This is a genomic window from Glutamicibacter sp. MNS18 (assembly GCF_026107515.2).
Lineage (GTDB): Bacteria > Actinomycetota > Actinomycetes > Actinomycetales > Micrococcaceae > Glutamicibacter.
In genome coordinates, this window is the sequence record NZ_JAPCHW010000016.1 from 1 (window position 1) to 16,400 (window position 16,400).

Consider the following 16,400-nt stretch of genomic DNA (forward strand, 5'->3'; position numbering starts at 1 on the left):
TTTTGGTGTGAGAGGCCCCCAGCTAGACCACTGGGTTGATAGGCAGGATGTGGAAGCAAGGACTGAAGACTTGTGTAGCTGACCTGTACTAATAGGCCGATGACTTATCAACACACAACGAAACCACCCCCTTTTGTGTGGGGTGTGTCAGCAATGTTTTGGTGTTCGCGTTCACTATACGGTTACGAGGCAACAACCCTTGTGCACCACATGCCGGGTACCCGATGATGTCGGGTGGTTGGTGTGGGGCGCGGGTTGGGGCATATGTGGTGCGTGCCGGGGGTTTACCGGTGGGCACACGTCAAGGATTTGTGTTGTTTCAAGGCTGTTACGGCGGTCATAGCGTGGGGGAAACGCCCGGTCCCATACCGAACCCGGAAGCTAAGGCCCATTGCGCCGATGGTACTGCACTCGTGAGGGTGTGGGAGAGTAGGTCACCGCCGGACTTAACTTATGTTGGTAGAGTGGTTTGAGGCCCTGACACCGTGGTGTCGGGGCCTCACCCATTTAACCCCCGCACTTTATTGCGGGGCGCACCACGGGGCTCGGGTCCAGGGGCCGTCTTGCCCTGTGGACTACGGCTGAGGATCTGCCCACACTTTCCCGATTTTCAAGGCCGCTGCGGTAATACTCGCCTAGACTTATAGGGAGCTTCCGCGCGTGAGCGCGAAATAAATAGTTAATAGTGAAGTGTCTCGGATGTCGAGCACGAAGGTTGCGGTGAATATACAGGGCCGCTGAAAGGAACACTTTTCATGTCTAATGAATTCCGCCGTAACTCAGATGGAGATCGTGACAACTCGCGAAACTCTGGCCCGCGTCGTAATGACGACACTCGCGGCAGCTTCCGCCGTGATGGCGATAAGAAGGATAACTCCCGCCGCAACGATGACAACCGTGGTGGGTACCGTGGGGACCGCGACAACAATCGTGGCGATTTCCGTCGTGATGGCGACAACCGTGGTGGGTACCGTGGGGATCGTGACAGCAACCGTGGTGGCTTCCGCCGTGACGGCGATAAGAAGGACTTCCGCCGCAACGATGACAACCGTGGCGGGTACCGCGGGGACCGCGACAACAACCGTGGCGAGTTCCGCCGCGATGGTGACAAGCGTGATAACTTCCGCCGCAACGATGACAACCGCGGTGGCTACCGCGGGGACCGTGACAACAACCGTGGTGACTTCCGCCGTAACGATGACAACCGCGGTGGCTACCGTGGGGACCGTGACAACAACCGTGGTGACTTCCGCCGTAACGATGACAACCGCGGTGGCTACCGTGGGGACCGTGACAACAGCCGTGGCGAGTTCCGCCGTGACGGTGACAAGCGTGATAATTTCCGCCGCAACGATGACAACCGCGGCGGGTACCGCGGGGACCGTGACAACAACCGTGGCGAGTTCCGCCGTGACGGCGATAAGAAGGACTTCCGCCGTAACGATGACAGCCGTGGCGGGTACCGTGGGGACCGCGACAACAACCGTGGCGAGTTCCGCCGTGACGGCGATAAGAAGGACTTCCGCCGTAACGATGACAACCGCGGTGCCTACCGTGGGGACCGCGACAACAACCGTGGCGAATTCCGCCGTGACGGCGATAAGAAGGACTTCCGCCGTAACGATGACAACCGTGGTGGCTACCGCGGGGACCGCGACAACAACCGTGGCGAGTTCCGACGTAACGATGACAAGCGCGCCAACTTCCGCCGCAACGATGACAACCGTGGCGGGTACCGCGGGGACCGCGACAACAACCGTGGTGACTTCCGACGTAACGATGACAAGCGCGCCAACTTCCGTGGTAGCGATGAGAAGCGCGGCAATCGCGAAGAACGACGGGGCAATCCCCGTCGTGACAATGACGCACGTGATTCCAACCAGGCACCCCGTAGCCACAATCCGGGTGATCTGCGCATCTCCAACCGCCCGGACCGTAACGCCTCGCCCGATATTGACGAGGACGTCACAGGCAAGGAACTGGACAAGGTCGCGCGTGCGCAGCTGCGCTACCTGGAAGAACGAAGCCAGAGCTGGGTTGCCAAGCACCTTGTGATGGCCGGTCGCCTGCTTGAGGATGATCCGGAGCTGGCTTACGAGCACACCCTGGCTGCCTCCCGTCGTGGCGGTCGCGTGGCCGTGGTCCGTGAAGCCGTGGGTATCGCTGCCTACCATGCCGGCAAGTTCGCCGACTCCTTGCGCGAACTACGCACCCACCGCCGTATCAGCGGCTCGGATTACAACCTGCCATTGATCGCCGACTCGTTGCGTGGACTGGGTCGCGCCGAGAAAGCCATCGAGCTGGCTCACAGCGACGAATGCGCAGAGCTGGACATTGCGGTCAAGGTGGAAATGCACATCGTGGCCGCCGGCGCCTATGCTGATCTGGGCCAGATCGACAAGGCCTTGGCCGAGCTCGAAGCCCTGCCGCAGCTGGACTTCAACCGTGCCTTCAAATTCACCCCGCGCCTGTTCAGCGCATACTCCGACCTGTTGCTTGAGTCGGGACGCGATGAGGAAGCGCAGCGCTGGCGCAAGCAGATCTCCGTCGCCGAACGGGCGTTGGGCATTGAGGACGAGAACGATGATTCCTTTATCTACGATCTGGCACCTGAACTGGACGAAGAAGCAGAACATCCCCGTGCCAAGGACCTGATGGATCCGGCATCCGAAGCGGATGAGGAGTCCGCGGACTCAGCCCTGGCTGCCGCTGAGGATGACCTCAGCGTTGTTTCCGAAGCCCGGGATGAGGATCCGGAACTCGCCGACGACCAGCAGGATCTGTCCGAGCCCCAGGGCGACGAGGACGACGAGGACGATGAGGACACCCCTGAATCAGAATTGGGTCGCGAGAACGAGGAACTCGACATCGAGGAATTCGACACCGAGGACCGTAAGTAGGGTATAGGTAGTCTCATGCTGATCTCCGGTTTCGATTCGGTACTTTCAGACCTGGACGGGGTGGTGTATGCCGGCCCCAACGCGATCGAAGGTGCTGTCGCGGGACTGAACGCCTTGGCGGAGGTGCAGGTCTCGCTGGCCTTCATCACCAACAACGCGGGCAGATCCCCGATGGCGGTTGCCGCGCATTTACGCCAGCTAGGGGTGAACACCAACGCGGAGCACGTCTTCGGCTCCGCCGACGCGGGAGCCGAAATGCTTGCCCGGGAATTGAACCCGGGGAGCAAGGTTCTCGTTGTGGGATCCCCGTACTTGCGTGAATGCGTGGCCGTGCGCGGACTTGAAGTCGTTGAATCTCACCGGGATCATCCCGTGGCGGTGGTGCAGGGGTTCTACCCCGAAGTGTCGTGGAACGACCTGGCCGAGGCCAGTTATGCCATTGCCGCCGGGGCCCGTTGGGTGGCCACCAATACCGATCTGACCATTCCACGAGCCGAAGGAATTGCCCCAGGCAATGGCTCATTGGTTAACTCCGTGCGTGCCGCCACCGGCGTTGAACCCCGGATCGCGGGCAAGCCGCAGTCCTATCTGTTCCGCCGTGCGGCTGAACGCCTGGACTCGAGCAAACCCCTGGTCGTGGGGGACCGGCTGGACACCGATATCCTCGGGGCCAACCGGGCCGGCTACAGCAGCGCACTGGTCCTCACCGGGGTGGATACCGCACGGACCGCGCTGGGTGCGCCGGCCGACCAACGGCCCAGCTATATCATCCAGTCGCTGGACGACTTCTACCGCCCGTATCCCACCACCGAGGTGCTCGGGTACGGTGTGCGGATCGGGGATGCCGTCGCCAGCGTGAACGATGAGGGGATCCGGATCTCGGGGAACGAAACGGACCTGAACGGTTGGCGCGCCGCCTGCCACGCCTGGTGGCTGGCACACCCACGGCAAAGCGAACACCGTATTCCTCCTTTCGAGTTCACAGCCCGCGGTCTCGATGACCTGCAGCGCACACTGAGGAGCTGAACGTGAATCCTTCCCCCAATCCACGGCCTGCGGCCCCGGTATCCGGCGGCATCGCTCCACTGGTCACCGACGAGGTCGTTGATGACCAGTTGCAGGCACTGGCCTCCGTGGACATCTCGGAACACGGCGAGATCTACGAACAGTTGCTGTCCGGGCTGCAACATGACCTGAACCAGACCGGACGCGGCGGCCAATGAACCGGACCGATCAGGAACTGGTTTCCCGTTCGCTGGCCCGGTCCCGTACCGATGCGGCCCGGCTGATTGCTGCCGGACGTGTGCTGTTGGACGGCGTGGTGGTCACCAAGGCCTCCAAGAAGGTGGAATCGCATAACGACCTGCAGGTGCTGGCCAGTGAGCTGCAGGAATATGCCAGCCGCGCCGGCCACAAGCTGGCCGGGGCACTGGACCTGTTCGGCGATGTCCGCCCCGACGGGTTGCGTTGCCTGGACGCCGGGGCTTCCACCGGAGGGTTTACCGACGTGCTGTTGCGCCGTGGTGCGGCACATGTCGTCGCGGTTGATGTCGGACACGATCAGCTGGTGGATGAAATCCGCCATGATCCCCGTGTGACGGTCCATGAGGGGATGAATGTTCGCTACCTGGTCCCCGAGGATATCGGGGGAGAAGTCGACTTGGTGGTAGCTGACCTGTCCTTCATCTCGCTCCGGCTGGTCATGCAGCCCCTGGCCGGCGCGACATGCCCGGGCGGTACCCTGTTGCTGATGGTCAAACCCCAGTTCGAGGTGGGACGTGAGCACCTGGGAAAAACCGGGGTTGTCACCTCTCCGGGGCTGCGCCGCGACTCCGTGGAAAACGTGGTGGCCAGCGCGTATGCGGCTGGACTCGAACTGGCTGGTCTGGCCCGCAGCCCGTTGCCGGGACAAGACGGCAATATCGAGTTCTTCCTGCGCCTGGCCAAGCCGCAAGCCGCCGATCCACAATCGGCCCCCGATGCCCTGATGTTGGATCGGGTTGACTATTCTTAGAAGGTAAAGGCGAGGCAGCCGAGGAACCGGCGGCCCGCATGATTACCGAGCCTGAGGGGGCCATTGACCTTGCGCCGCATCCTAGTTTTCACCCATACGGGTCGGAAGGACGCGATTGCCGCGGCAATTGAAACCTGTCATCAGTTCACTCGTGCCGGCATCTTGCCGGTCATGCGGAAGCAGGACCAACAGGCAGTGATCGGCGCCAACGGTGATGATTACCTTCATGTGGAGATCCTCGGTGAGGACTGCACCATGGCGGACATCGACCTCGGCGTGGTCCTCGGCGGCGATGGCTCGGTGCTGCATGCCGCCGAGCAGGTCCGTGACGCGGACATCCCCCTGGTGGGTGTCAACCTGGGACACGTGGGCTTCTTGGCCGAAAGCGAACGGACCGAACTGGCAAACTCGGTCGAACAGCTGGTGGCCCACAACTACTCGGTAGAAGAGCGCATGGCCATCGAGGTCAAGGTCTGGCTGGACAACATCTGTCTGGCCGAAACCTGGGCCCTGAATGAGGCTGCAGTGGAAAAGGCCAATCGCGAACGAATGGTCGAGGTGGTTATCGAGGTCGACGGCCGGCCAATTTCCACATTCGGCTGTGACGGGGTGGTGATGGCTACCCCCACAGGTTCCACCGCCTACGCCTTTTCCGCCGGCGGTCCAGTGGTCTGGCCGGAAGTCGCGGCACTGATCATGGTGCCGATCAGCGCGCACGCCCTGTTCGCCAAGCCTTTGGTGATTTCACCGAACTCCACGATGGCGGTGGAAACCCTGACCCGTACCGATGCCGAAGCGGTGCTCTGGTGCGATGGGCGGCGCACCATCGACCTGCCGCCCGGTGCCCGTGTCGAGGTCACCCGCAGTGACAAGCCGGTGAAACTTGCCCGGCTGAACACCACGCCGTTCTCCGAACGGTTGGTCAACAAGTTCGAATTGCCGATCCAGGGCTGGCGTGGTCCGGCCAGGGAGTCGGATCGACGTCCCGCCACGACCGCCTTGCCCGTGATTAACGCGGGAGTGAAAACGGTGGAGCCGCATAACAAGGATGAACCGGGCATCCCGATGGTCGCGCGGGACGAGACGCAGAACTAGACGAACCTGATTCGAATACGTGTACTATTACTTGAGTAGGATAGGCAAAGGTCGGGAACGAACTACCTAAAAGACTGGGAGTGCGCGATGCTTCAGGAAATATCAATCTCCAATCTCGGGGTGATAACCCAGGCCACCCTGCCGCTGGGACCGGGACTGACAGTGGTCACTGGCGAGACCGGTGCCGGCAAGACCATGGTCATCACCGCAGTCGCGTTGCTGTTGGGTCGTCGCGCAGACGCCGGTGCGGTACGAAGCGGGGCCAAGCATGCCCTGGCCGAAGCCGTGGTGCATTTGGATCCCGATCATCCCGTACTGGAGGCCGCCAGCCAGGCCGGAGCCTTCATCGAACCGGCAGACGGGCACAGCGAACTGTTGCTCACCCGTTCCCTGTCGGCCCAGGGCCGCTCCAAGGCCACCATCGGTGGACGCAGCGCACCGGTTGGACTGCTCGGGGAGCTCGGCGCCGATCTGGTAGCCGTGCACGGACAGTCCGACCAGATCCGGCTCAAGGAGTCCGGGGCGCAACGTGATGCGCTGGATCGTTTCGCCGGTGACGGTTTTTCCCGCACCCTGTCGCGCTATCAGCGCACCTACCGGCAATGGCGGGAAGCGACCCGCCAGCTGGCGAGCCTGAAGCAGGATTCGCGGGACCGGATGCGTGAAGCCGAGAACCTGCGTCTGGCATTGGACGAAATCGACTCCCTGGATCCACAGCCGGGGGAGGACGAGCAACTGCGCGAGGCGGCCACCAAGCTGGGCAACGTCGAATCCCTGCGCAGTGCCGCAGCCCAGGCCCGCGGGGTGCTGGACAGCGAGGACTTCGAATCCCCGGGAATCACCACACTGATCGAAACCGCGCGCGGTGTCCTGGCCCAGGCTGGTTCGGACGACCCGGCCCTGCAGTCCTTCGCCGACCGTGCGGCAGAACTGGGCATCCTTGCCTCGGAACTATCCAGTGACATCTCCGGCTACCTGGCCGATCTGGACGAGGAGGGGCCCGAACGGCTGGCGCAGATCGAAGTGCGGCGTGCCGAACTGGGCAAGCTGCTGCGCAAGTACGCCCCGAGTATCGACGAGGTGTTGTCCTGGGCGCAGAGCTCGCGCTCCCGGCTTGACGAACTGGGCGGGGATGATACGCGCATTGCCGAACTCGAGGAGCAGAGCAGCACGCTCGGCGACGAGGTCGCCTCGCTGGCCGCGGACCTGACCAAAGCGCGCACCCGGGCTGCCAAGATGCTCGCCAAGCGGGTCAGCGAGGAACTGACCGCGCTGGCGATGCCCGATGCCCGGTTGGTGGTCGAGGTCAATGAGCTGGATGAACCCGGAGCCTACGGCCAGGACACGATCGCGATGCTCCTGGCACCGCACGCCGGAGCCGCACCGCGGCCACTGGGCAAGGGGGCCTCCGGTGGTGAACTCTCGCGCGTGATGCTGGCCATCGAAGTGGTGCTCGCCGCAGTGGACCCGGTGCCGACCTTCGTCTTCGACGAAGTGGACCAGGGTGTCGGTGGCAAGGCCGCAGTGGCCATCGGTGAGCGGCTGGCCATGCTGGCCCGCCATGTGCAGGTTATCGTGGTCACCCACCTGCCCCAGGTGGCCGCCTATGCCGACCGCCATATCCGTGTGATCAAGAACTCGGATGCCGGCGCGCAGTCCGGAAAAGGCTTTACCGCCAGTGACGTGCTGGCCCTGGACGAGGGCGAACGGGTGCGTGAGCTGGCCCGGATGTTGGCAGGTCAGGAAGAATCCGACACCGCTCAGGCCCATGCCGAGGAGTTGTTGGCCGATGCCCAGCAGCTGGTGGATTCACTGGCAAGTACCCCCGTAGGCAAGTAGGACAGCATCTTTTTTGGGCCGGGCCACCGGTGCCGTAGAGTTGCGAAGTGGATGGTCAGCTTCTGGAATGGTGATAGGATGAAATCCCGTGGTGCAGCGTAATTTATCTCGTGATTCTCGGTCGTCTGAAACGACAAAGCATATCTTCGTCACCGGCGGTGTGGCCTCTTCCCTGGGTAAGGGATTGACGGCATCCAGCCTTGGACATCTACTTCGAGCTCGTGGTCTGTCCGTGACCATGCAGAAGCTCGATCCGTACCTGAACGTTGATCCAGGTACCATGAACCCCTTCCAGCACGGCGAAGTCTTCGTCACCGACGATGGCGCCGAAACCGACCTGGATATCGGTCACTACGAGCGTTTCCTGGATGAAAGCCTTCCCGGCAGCGCCAACGTGACCACCGGACAGGTGTACTCCACCGTCCTGGAACGTGAACGCCGCGGCGAATACCTGGGCGATACCGTCCAGGTCATCCCGCACATCACCGACGAAATCAAGCGCCGGATGCGCCTGCCTGCCACCGAGCCAGGTGAGGGCAAGAAGGCACCGGATGTGATCATCACCGAAATCGGTGGCACCGTCGGCGACATCGAATCCCAGCCGTTCCTCGAATCGGCCCGCCAGGTGCGCCAGGACATCGGGCGCAAGAACGTGTTCTTCGTCCATGTGTCCCTGGTCCCGTACATCGGCCCCAGCCATGAGCTGAAGACCAAGCCGACCCAGCATTCGGTGGCCGCATTGCGTTCCATCGGTATCCAGCCAGATTCCCTGGTCATCCGTTCCGACCGTCCGATTCCCGACGAGATGCGTGCCAAGCTGGGACGCACCTGCGACGTGGACACCGAAGCGGTCATCAACTGCGCCGACGCGGCGAGCATCTACCAGGTGCCGAAGATCATCCACGCACAGGGCCTGGACGCCTACATTGTGCAGACCCTGGACCTGAAATTCCGCGACGTGGACTGGGATGACTGGGACCGCCTGCTGGACGTGGTGAACAACCCGAAGCACCAGCTCACGGTGGCGCTCGTCGGCAAGTACATCGACCTGCCCGACGCCTACCTGTCGGTGACCGAAGCGTTGAAAGCCGGTGGTTTCGCCAACAGCGCCAAGGTCAACCTGCGCTGGGTTCCGGCCGATGACTGTGCCAGCGATGCCGGCGCGGCCAAGGCGCTGGCCGATGTCGACGCCATCTGCGTACCCGGCGGTTTCGGTATCCGCGGCCTGGAAGGCAAGTTGGGTGCATTGAAGTTCGCCCGCGAACACCGGATCCCGACCCTGGGCCTGTGCCTGGGACTGCAGTCCATGGTCATCGAATTCGCCCGCAACGTGGCCGGACTGGCCGATGCCTCGTCCACCGAATTCGAGCCGGAGACCACCACTCCGGTCATCGCGACCATGGAAGAGCAGCTGGCGATCGTCGATGGCAAGGGGGACCTGGGCGGCACCATGCGCCTGGGCCTGTACCCGGCCCGGCTCACCGACGGTTCGGTAGTGGCTGAAACCTACGGGAGCACCGAGGTTTCCGAACGCCACCGCCACCGCTACGAGGTCAACAACGCCTACCGCGAACAGCTGGAGGAAGCCGGACTGGTCTTCTCCGGAACCTCGCCGGACGGCAACCTGGTCGAGTTCGTGGAACTGCCCAAGGACGTACACCCGTACTACGTCTCCACGCAGGCCCACCCCGAGCTCTCCAGCCGCCCAACCCGCCCGCACGCACTGTTCAGCGGCCTGATCGCCGCCGCACTGGCCAAGAGCGGCAAGTAGCAGTACCTCCAGACACCAGCCATGGGGCCGGTACCACGGCGTTGTGTCGCGGTACCGGCCCCATGGCCGGTTAACATCCGTATACCTACGCCCGGAAGGAACGCAGCCATGGAGCAAGGCCTGCACCCCAGTGATGAATTCTCTGAGCGGAGCATCGTCTCCTCGGATACCGTCTACGACGGGCTGATCTGGAACGTGTTGCATGACGAGGTGGATCTGGCCCCCGGAGGGCCACGCATCACCCGCGACTACGTCTCCCACCCCGGGGCCGTGGCCGTTGTGGTCCTCGACGAGCATGACCGGGTACTGCTGATCAACCAGTACCGCCACCCCGTGGGCATGACCCTGTGGGAATTGCCTGCTGGACTGCTGGATGTCGCCGGGGAGGAACCGCTGGCGGCGGCGCAACGCGAACTATGGGAAGAAGCGGACCGGACCGCCGGCAACTGGGCCGTATTGACCGATTTCTTCCTGTCCCCGGGATCATCCTCCGAGGCCATGCGCATCTTCCTGGCGCGCGATAGCCGCCTCGTCCCCGAGGCCGAACGCCACCAGCGGACCGAGGAGGAAGCGGAAATGCGCTATTCCTGGGTGCCATTGGACGAAGCACTCAGCGCCGTCCTCGGCGGGCGGATCCACAACCCGTCGGCCGTGGTGGGGATCCTGGCCACCCATGCAGCCCGCGCCCAGGGATACACCCAGCTTCGCGATGCACGGGTGCCATTCGAGGCCCACCCGGGTTTGCGTTCGCGCTAGGACCTGTCAACGATGGACGATCAACCCTCCAACAAGGTTCCGCCGGCCCTGGCCCAGTCGCTGGAACGCTACCTGCAGCACCTCTCGCTGGAACGCGGGCTGGCCGCCAACACCCTCGCTGCATATCGCCGGGACCTGACCCGCTACAACCGTGCACTGCAGCGTGCCGGGGTCACCGCTCCCCATGGCATCACCCCCGAACACGTCGGGCAGTACCTGCAGGACCTGGCACGCGGTAGCCGGGAGACGCCGGCGCTGTCCTCGCGCTCGGTGGCCCGGCATACCGTGGCAGTACGCCAGCTGCACAAGTTCTGGGAACTGGAGTCCCTGTGCGTGCCGAACCCCGCGCGTGACATCCAACCCCCGGCCTTCGGTACCTCACTGCCCAAGGCGATCAGCATCGCCCAGGTCAGTTCGCTGCTTGAATCCATTGCCACCCACAGCCCCGCCGGACTCCGCGACCGGGCGATGCTCGAATTCCTGTACTCCACCGGTGCGCGTATCTCCGAAGTGGTGGCCCTTGACGTGGACGACGTGCACTTCGCCACCGAAACGGACTCCGACCCGGTGGTCCGGCTGTTCGGCAAGGGCTCCAAGGAACGAGTGGTGCCCCTGGGTTCCTATGCCCGCACCGCCCTGAACGAGTACCTGGTGCGCGCCCGGCCCGGCATGGCCTCCAAGGGCAAGGGAAGCCCTGCGCTGTTCCTGAACCAGCGCGGCGGACGGATCTCACGGCAGTCGGTGTGGCTGATCCTGTCCAAGGCGGCCGAGCAGGCCGAACTTGGGGTGGAAGTCTCCCCGCACACGCTGCGCCACTCCTTCGCCACCCATCTGCTCGAAGGAGGGGCCGATGTCCGGGTGGTGCAGGAACTGCTCGGCCATTCCTCGGTCACCACCACGCAGATCTACACCAAGGTCACCGTCGACGCGTTGCGCGAAGCTTACCTCTTCGCCCACCCGCGGGTGAACTGAGATACCGGAGGAGAAGCGCGCAGATGAACGTGAACCCCACCCAGCCGGGACAACAATCACCCCAGCCCGTGGTGCTGATGCTGGTACTGAGGGATGCCGGGCACGGCACCGAGGTGCTGCTGGGACTCAAGCTCACCGGTTTCGGCGCCGGGAACATGGTGGCCCCTGGCGGGAAAGTCGAGCCGGGAGAGCAACCCGTGGCCGCCGCGATCCGTGAACTGCGCGAGGAGACCGGCCTCAAGGCAGATCCCCGAACCGTGGACTTCCGCGCCACGGTGCTTTTCCGTTTTCCGGCCAACCCACGTTCGGATATGGATTGCCAGGTATTCACCGCCCACGGCTTCAGCGGCCAGCTGGTCCCGAGCCGGGAACTGGATGCCCGCTGGTATCCGGTGCACCGTATGCCCGTGGAGCAGATGTGGCAGGACGCGGCCAGTTGGCTGCCGCGGATCATCGCCGGTGAGCAGTTCACCGCCACGGTGACCATGGCCGATGACAACCAGGGCGTGCGCGGGATCGACATCCAGTCCTGGTAACCAGCAGCACCTGCGGAATACCGAGGAACAACGCGGGACCGGCAGCCTGCCCAGCGGCGGATCCAGGGGTTAAACGCCGGACGGGGTCCGGGCACATGGGCCGGACCCCGTCCGCGAACGCGGGATACCGTTTCTAGAAGGACCGCTGGTCCGGACCGTTATAGGCCGACAACGGGCGGATCAGCGAGTTCGAGGCACGCTGTTCCATGATGTGGCTGGTCCAGCCGGTGATGCGTGCCGCGATGAACAACGGGGTGAACATCTCGGTGTCAAAACCCATCAGATGGTAGGTCGGTCCGGCCGGATAGTCCAGGTTCGGCTTGATCCCCTTGGCCTCGTCCATGGCCATTTCCAGACCATCGTAGAGCCCCAGCATCTCGGCACGGCCATAGTGCGCGATCATCCGATCCAGGGCGGCCTTCATGGTCGGTACCCGGCTGTCCCCGTTCTTGTAGACGCGGTGCCCGAAGCCCATGACCTTCTTCTTGGCGGCCAGGGCATCTTCCATCCAGGCCTTGGCGCGCACCGCGGCGTCCTCACGGGATTCGTTCTTGTCGATGCCGATCTCGTCGAAGGTGTGCATGACCGCCTCGTTGGCTCCACCATGCAGCGGGCCCTTCAGCGCACCAATGGCCCCGGTGACTGCCGAGTGCAGGTCCGAGAGCGTGGAGGTGATGACACGGGCGGTGAAGGTCGAGGCGTTGAAGGAGTGTTCCGCATAGAGCACCATCGACACCCGGAACGCGTCCACCACCTCAGGGGCCGCGTCCTCCCCGAAGGTCATCCAGAGGAAGTTCTGCGAATAATCAAGGTCCTCGCGCGGCTCCACCACATCCAGTCCGCGGCGGCGGCGCTGGTCATAGGCGACCACGGCCGGGAAGGCGGCGAACAGTTCCTTGGCCTTGCGCAGTTCGGCCTCGGCGGAGGAATCCCCGGCCAGCGGATGGTTTGCCCCGAGCACCGAGACCGCGGTACGACCCACATCCATCGGATGGCAATCGATCGGCAGTAGGTCGATGGCGGCCTTCACCCGCCCATCCAGTGCCCGGTTGGCCCGCTCGTAGGCGGTGAACTCGGTCAGCTCGGCCTCGCTGGGCAGCTCACCGGTCCAGAGCAGCAGCGCCACTTCCTCGAAGGACTTGTGCGCCGCCAGGTCCTGGACCGGGTATCCGCGATAGAGCAGCGAATTGGTATCGGGGTTGACCTTGGAGATCGCGGTGTAGTCCACCACCACTCCGGCCAGGCCCTTCTTGATTTCATCGGTAGTCGTCATTGTCTAACTCCTGTCGGTATCTGCCGGTGCTACAGGTTGGCGTTGTTCGTTTCGATATCCAGCGTGGGGACCTGGAAGTTGAAGATCCCGGTGTCGAACCGGTTGTACGCCTCGTAGTCAACGAGCTCGTAGAGACGTGACCTGGTTAACATGTTATCCACTTCACGCTGTTGTGTACCGTCTTCACTGATTGCATCTAGGACACGTTCGGCCGCGCCCATGGCGCTGCGCAGCAGCGTGACCGGGTAGATGACCAGTGCCACACCGGCATCGGCCAGCTCCTGGCGGGTGAACAGATCCGACTTGCCGAACTCCGTCATATTGGCCAGCACCGGCACATCCACGGCCTTGCAGACCGCCTCGAACTCCGAGACATCCTTCATCGCCTCCGGGAAAATCGCGTCCGCCCCGGCATCGACCATGGCCTTGGCCCGGTCGATGGCCGAGTCCAGACCCTCCACCGCGCGGATGTCGGTGCGGGCCATGATCAGGAAGTTCCCGTCGATGCGCGCATCGGCCGCGGCGGCTATGCGCTTGAGCATGGTGTCGGTGTCCACCACGTTCTTGCCATCCAGATGGCCGCAGCGTTTCGGGTTGAACTGGTCCTCGATGTGGCATCCGGCTAGCCCGGCGTATTCCAGTTCCTGGATGGTGCGGGCCACGTTCATCGGCTCGCCGAACCCGGTATCCGCGTCCACGATCGCCGGCAGGTCGGTCATCCGGGCGATCTGCCCGGCACGGGTGGCCACCTCGGTCAGGGATGTCAGGCCGATGTCCGGAAGGCCCAGGTCGTTGGCCAGCACCGCGCCGGAAATGTACACGCCATCGAAGCGCTTCTCGCTGATCAGCCTGGCCGAGAGCGGGTTGAAGGCCCCGGGGAACTGCCGGGCGGCGCCCGGAACGAGCATCTGCCTCAGGTCGATGCGCTTCTGGGCCGGGGTGCGGGTGGAGTACAGCATCTAGAACAGACCCTTCGGGGCGTTGGCCGCATCGATGACGCCCGGGGCGGCGAGGATGTTCAGCTGGTCAAGTTCACCTGCGGCCAGGTTCTCCAGGTTCTCGGCCGCGGCGATGAAGCGGTCGATTTCGGCGTCCTGCACCAACCCGGCGGCCAGCGTACGGAACTTGGCGATGTACTGGTCGCGGGCAAACGGCCGGGCACCGAGCGGGTGCGCATCGGCGACGGCGATCTCGTCGGTGATCACGGTGCCGTCGTTCAGGGTGATTTCCACGCTACCGCCGAAGGCCTTCTCGCTGATGTCCAGTGAGTGGTAGCGGCGGGTCCACTCGGCATCTTCCTCGGTGGTGACCTTGTGCCACAGTTCCACGGTATCCGCGCGCCCTGCCCGCTCGGGGGTGTAGGAGTCCACATGGTGCCAGGCGCCGTCCTGCAGGGCAACGGTGAAAATGTAGGGAATCGAGTGGTCCAGGGTCTCACGGCTGGCGGTCGGATCGTACTTCTGCGGATCGTTGGCGCCCGAACCGATGACGTAGTGGGTGTGGTGGCTGGTCTTGATCAGCACCGACTTGACGTTCGTGGCCTTGGTGGCCTCGGGATGCTCACGGTGCAGTTTGCGGGCCAGGTCGATCCAGGCCTGGGCCTGGTACTCGGCGGAGTGTTCCTTGGTGTAGGTATCCAGGATGGCGCGCTTGGCCTCGCCTACCTCCGGCAACGGCACCTCGTAGGCGGCATCCGGGCCGTCCAGCAACCAGGCGATGACGCCGTCCTCGCCCTCGTAGATCGGCACCGGGGAGGTCTGGCCGCGCATCGCACGGTCCGCGGCCTCCACGGCCATCTTGCCGGCGAAGGCCGGGGCGTGGGCCTTCCAGGTGGAGATCTCGCCCTTGCGCGACTGGCGGGTGGCGGTGGTGGTATGCAGCCCCTGGCCCACGGCCTGGAAGATGGTCTCCACATCCAGGCCCAGCAGGGTGCCGATGCCGGCGGCGGCCGACGGGCCCAGGTGGGCCACATGGTCGATCTTGTGCTTGTGCAGGCAGATGGCCTTGACCAGATCAACCTGGATCTCGTAGCCGGTGGCGATGCCGCGGATCAGGTCCTTGCCCGAGGCCCCGGTGTGCTGGGCGACGGCCAGGATCGGCGGGATATTGTCCGCCGGGTGGGAGTATTCGGCGGCCAGGAAGGTGTCATGGTAGTCCAGCTCGCGCACGGCCACGCCGTTGGCCCAGGCCGCCCATTCGGGGGAGACCTTATCGGAGATGCCGAATACCGAGGCGCCGGAACCGCCGGTGGACGGGGCATGGGCCAGCGCCTGGGTGCGGGCGGCGATGATCGGTCCGCGGTTCAGCGAGGCGACGGCCACCGAGGCGTTGTCGATGATGCGGTTGATGATCATCTCCTTCACCTCATCGGTGACGGCGACCTCATCGGCGGCCACCACGGCGATCTTGTGGGCCAGCTGGTCTTCGCGGGCCAGGTTTTCCTCGGAACGGTAGACGCGTACTGGGTGATTAATCATTGGTGCCTTTCAAATCGGTTGCAAAGTGGGTGATGTGCTGGAAGGACTGGTGCAGGTGCATGGTCGTGGCCGCCCTGGCCAGATCCGTGTTCCCGCTGGCGATCGCATGGGCGATCTGGGCATGTTCGTTGGCCGAGGCACGCAACCGGGCCGGGTGGTCCTTGGCCAGCCGGCGCACCCGTTGCAGGTGGACCCGCAGGTTGCGCAACGCGGTGGCCAGGTAGGCGTTGTCCGCGGCCTGGTCGATCAGCTCGTCTAGGCGGGCCACCAGCTGGTAGTAGTCCTCGGTAGCGGAATCGATCTGCTCGGTATGGGCCGCAGCGGTGAAGGCGGTGGCCAGATCGGCGAATTCGGCACGTCGCGGGCTACGGCAGGCCAGCCGCGCGGCTTCGCATTCCAATGCCCTGCGCAGGTCGAACAGGTCATCGAGGTGCTCGAGCGAGACTTCGGAGACCACCACGCCACGGCCGCGTTGCTGGACCGCCAGCCCGTCGGCGACCAGTCTGGCCAGGGCCTCACGTACCGGGGTGCGAGATACCCCCAGCCGGGCCGACTGCTCGACTTCGGCCAGGACGGTGCCCGGGGCCAGACACCATTGAACGATGTCGTGGCGGAGGCTCTCGTACGCTTTCTCGCTCGCTCTCATACCCTCAGTGTATACACAGAACGCAAAAATTGGGGGAAACATTAAAAATTTGGGGAAGTTTCTCCCACTTCTGTATACAAGAGTCTTGTAATGCTGTGCTCTGGATCATAGGCTTGCACCC

Annotated in this window: 14 protein-coding genes and 1 rRNA gene; 11 read left to right on the plus strand and 4 right to left on the minus strand. The window is 63.8% G+C overall.

The window, feature by feature from the left end; all coding sequences use genetic code 11:
• Positions 1 to 329: 329 nt before the first annotated feature.
• From rrf to OK351_RS15810, 11 genes are all read left to right on the plus strand, one after another.
• Positions 330 to 446, plus strand: a 5S ribosomal RNA gene (gene rrf / locus OK351_RS15760).
• Positions 447 to 755: 309 nt separating this feature from the next.
• Positions 756 to 2,900, plus strand: coding sequence for a hypothetical protein (locus OK351_RS15765; RefSeq protein WP_265160910.1), 2,145 nt, complete (start codon positions 756 to 758; stop codon positions 2,898 to 2,900).
• A gap of 15 nt (positions 2,901 to 2,915) precedes the next feature.
• Positions 2,916 to 3,926, plus strand: a complete 1,011-nt coding sequence (locus OK351_RS15770) for an HAD-IIA family hydrolase (protein ID WP_265160913.1) — start codon at positions 2,916 to 2,918, stop codon at positions 3,924 to 3,926.
• Between the two features lie 2 nt (positions 3,927 to 3,928).
• Positions 3,929 to 4,123 carry a hypothetical protein gene (locus tag OK351_RS15775; protein WP_265160916.1) on the plus strand — a complete coding sequence of 65 codons (195 nt, stop codon included), beginning with the start codon at positions 3,929 to 3,931 and terminating at the stop codon, positions 4,121 to 4,123.
• On the plus strand, positions 4,120 to 4,914 hold the full coding sequence (locus OK351_RS15780) for a TlyA family RNA methyltransferase (RefSeq protein WP_265160919.1): 795 nt from the start codon (positions 4,120 to 4,122) through the stop codon (positions 4,912 to 4,914). The genes OK351_RS15775 and OK351_RS15780 overlap by 4 nt, the downstream gene beginning before the upstream one ends.
• A gap of 69 nt (positions 4,915 to 4,983) precedes the next feature.
• Entirely contained in the window at positions 4,984 to 6,009 is a 1,026-nt protein-coding gene (locus tag OK351_RS15785) for an NAD kinase (protein WP_265160922.1), read from the plus strand.
• An 87-nt stretch (positions 6,010 to 6,096) separates the two neighbouring features.
• Positions 6,097 to 7,848 (plus strand): DNA repair protein RecN, encoded by a 1,752-nt coding sequence (gene recN, locus OK351_RS15790; protein WP_265160925.1) that lies wholly within the window; start codon positions 6,097 to 6,099, stop codon positions 7,846 to 7,848.
• An 88-nt stretch (positions 7,849 to 7,936) separates the two neighbouring features.
• Entirely contained in the window at positions 7,937 to 9,619 is a 1,683-nt protein-coding gene (locus OK351_RS15795) for a CTP synthase (RefSeq protein ID WP_306349495.1), read from the plus strand.
• Between the two features lie 108 nt (positions 9,620 to 9,727).
• Positions 9,728 to 10,375, plus strand: coding sequence for an NUDIX domain-containing protein (locus tag OK351_RS15800; protein ID WP_265160927.1), 648 nt, complete (start codon positions 9,728 to 9,730; stop codon positions 10,373 to 10,375).
• A gap of 12 nt (positions 10,376 to 10,387) precedes the next feature.
• On the plus strand, positions 10,388 to 11,347 hold the full coding sequence (gene xerD / locus OK351_RS15805) for a site-specific tyrosine recombinase XerD (protein ID WP_265160929.1): 960 nt from the start codon (positions 10,388 to 10,390) through the stop codon (positions 11,345 to 11,347).
• A gap of 23 nt (positions 11,348 to 11,370) precedes the next feature.
• The gene (locus tag OK351_RS15810) at positions 11,371 to 11,883 is read left to right on the plus strand and encodes an 8-oxo-dGTP diphosphatase (protein ID WP_265160931.1); all 513 of its coding nucleotides are present in this window, start codon (positions 11,371 to 11,373) and stop codon (positions 11,881 to 11,883) included.
• 133 nt (positions 11,884 to 12,016) lie between these two features.
• Here the strand turns inward: OK351_RS15810 and OK351_RS15815 are convergent, their stop codons facing one another.
• The 4 genes from OK351_RS15815 to OK351_RS15830 are packed head-to-tail and all read right to left on the minus strand — an operon-like array spanning position 12,017 to position 16,279.
• Complete coding sequence (locus tag OK351_RS15815; RefSeq protein ID WP_265160933.1) at positions 12,017 to 13,156, minus strand: bifunctional 2-methylcitrate synthase/citrate synthase; 1,140 nt, start codon at positions 13,154 to 13,156, stop codon at positions 12,017 to 12,019.
• 29 nt (positions 13,157 to 13,185) lie between these two features.
• Positions 13,186 to 14,115 (minus strand): methylisocitrate lyase, encoded by a 930-nt coding sequence (gene prpB / locus OK351_RS15820; protein WP_265160935.1) that lies wholly within the window; start codon positions 14,113 to 14,115, stop codon positions 13,186 to 13,188.
• Positions 14,116 to 15,633 (minus strand): MmgE/PrpD family protein, encoded by a 1,518-nt coding sequence (locus tag OK351_RS15825; RefSeq protein ID WP_265160937.1) that lies wholly within the window; start codon positions 15,631 to 15,633, stop codon positions 14,116 to 14,118.
• A complete protein-coding gene (locus tag OK351_RS15830) occupies positions 15,626 to 16,279 on the minus strand; it encodes a GntR family transcriptional regulator (protein WP_265160939.1) in 654 nt (217 codons plus the stop codon). Before OK351_RS15830 ends, OK351_RS15825 begins: the two co-directional genes overlap by 8 nt.
• Between the last annotated feature and the right edge of the window lie 121 nt (positions 16,280 to 16,400).

Excerpts from the sequence above, each read along its gene's own strand:
- OK351_RS15765 (WP_265160910.1), top strand. The coding sequence starts at position 756 with ATGTCTAATGAATTCCGCCGTAACTCAGATGGAGATCGTGACAACTCG.
- OK351_RS15770 (WP_265160913.1), top strand. The coding sequence starts at position 2,916 with ATGCTGATCTCCGGTTTCGATTCGGTACTTTCAGACCTGGACGGGGTG.
- OK351_RS15780 (WP_265160919.1), top strand. The coding sequence starts at position 4,120 with ATGAACCGGACCGATCAGGAACTGGTTTCCCGTTCGCTGGCCCGGTCC.
- recN (WP_265160925.1), top strand. The coding sequence starts at position 6,097 with ATGCTTCAGGAAATATCAATCTCCAATCTCGGGGTGATAACCCAGGCC.
- OK351_RS15800 (WP_265160927.1), top strand. The coding sequence starts at position 9,728 with ATGGAGCAAGGCCTGCACCCCAGTGATGAATTCTCTGAGCGGAGCATC.
- xerD (WP_265160929.1), top strand. The coding sequence starts at position 10,388 with ATGGACGATCAACCCTCCAACAAGGTTCCGCCGGCCCTGGCCCAGTCG.
- OK351_RS15810 (WP_265160931.1), top strand. The coding sequence starts at position 11,371 with ATGAACGTGAACCCCACCCAGCCGGGACAACAATCACCCCAGCCCGTG.
- OK351_RS15815 (WP_265160933.1), bottom strand. The coding sequence starts at position 13,156 with ATGACGACTACCGATGAAATCAAGAAGGGCCTGGCCGGAGTGGTGGTG.
- prpB (WP_265160935.1), bottom strand. The coding sequence starts at position 14,115 with ATGCTGTACTCCACCCGCACCCCGGCCCAGAAGCGCATCGACCTGAGG.
- OK351_RS15825 (WP_265160937.1), bottom strand. The coding sequence starts at position 15,633 with ATGATTAATCACCCAGTACGCGTCTACCGTTCCGAGGAAAACCTGGCC.
- OK351_RS15830 (WP_265160939.1), bottom strand. The coding sequence starts at position 16,279 with ATGAGAGCGAGCGAGAAAGCGTACGAGAGCCTCCGCCACGACATCGTT.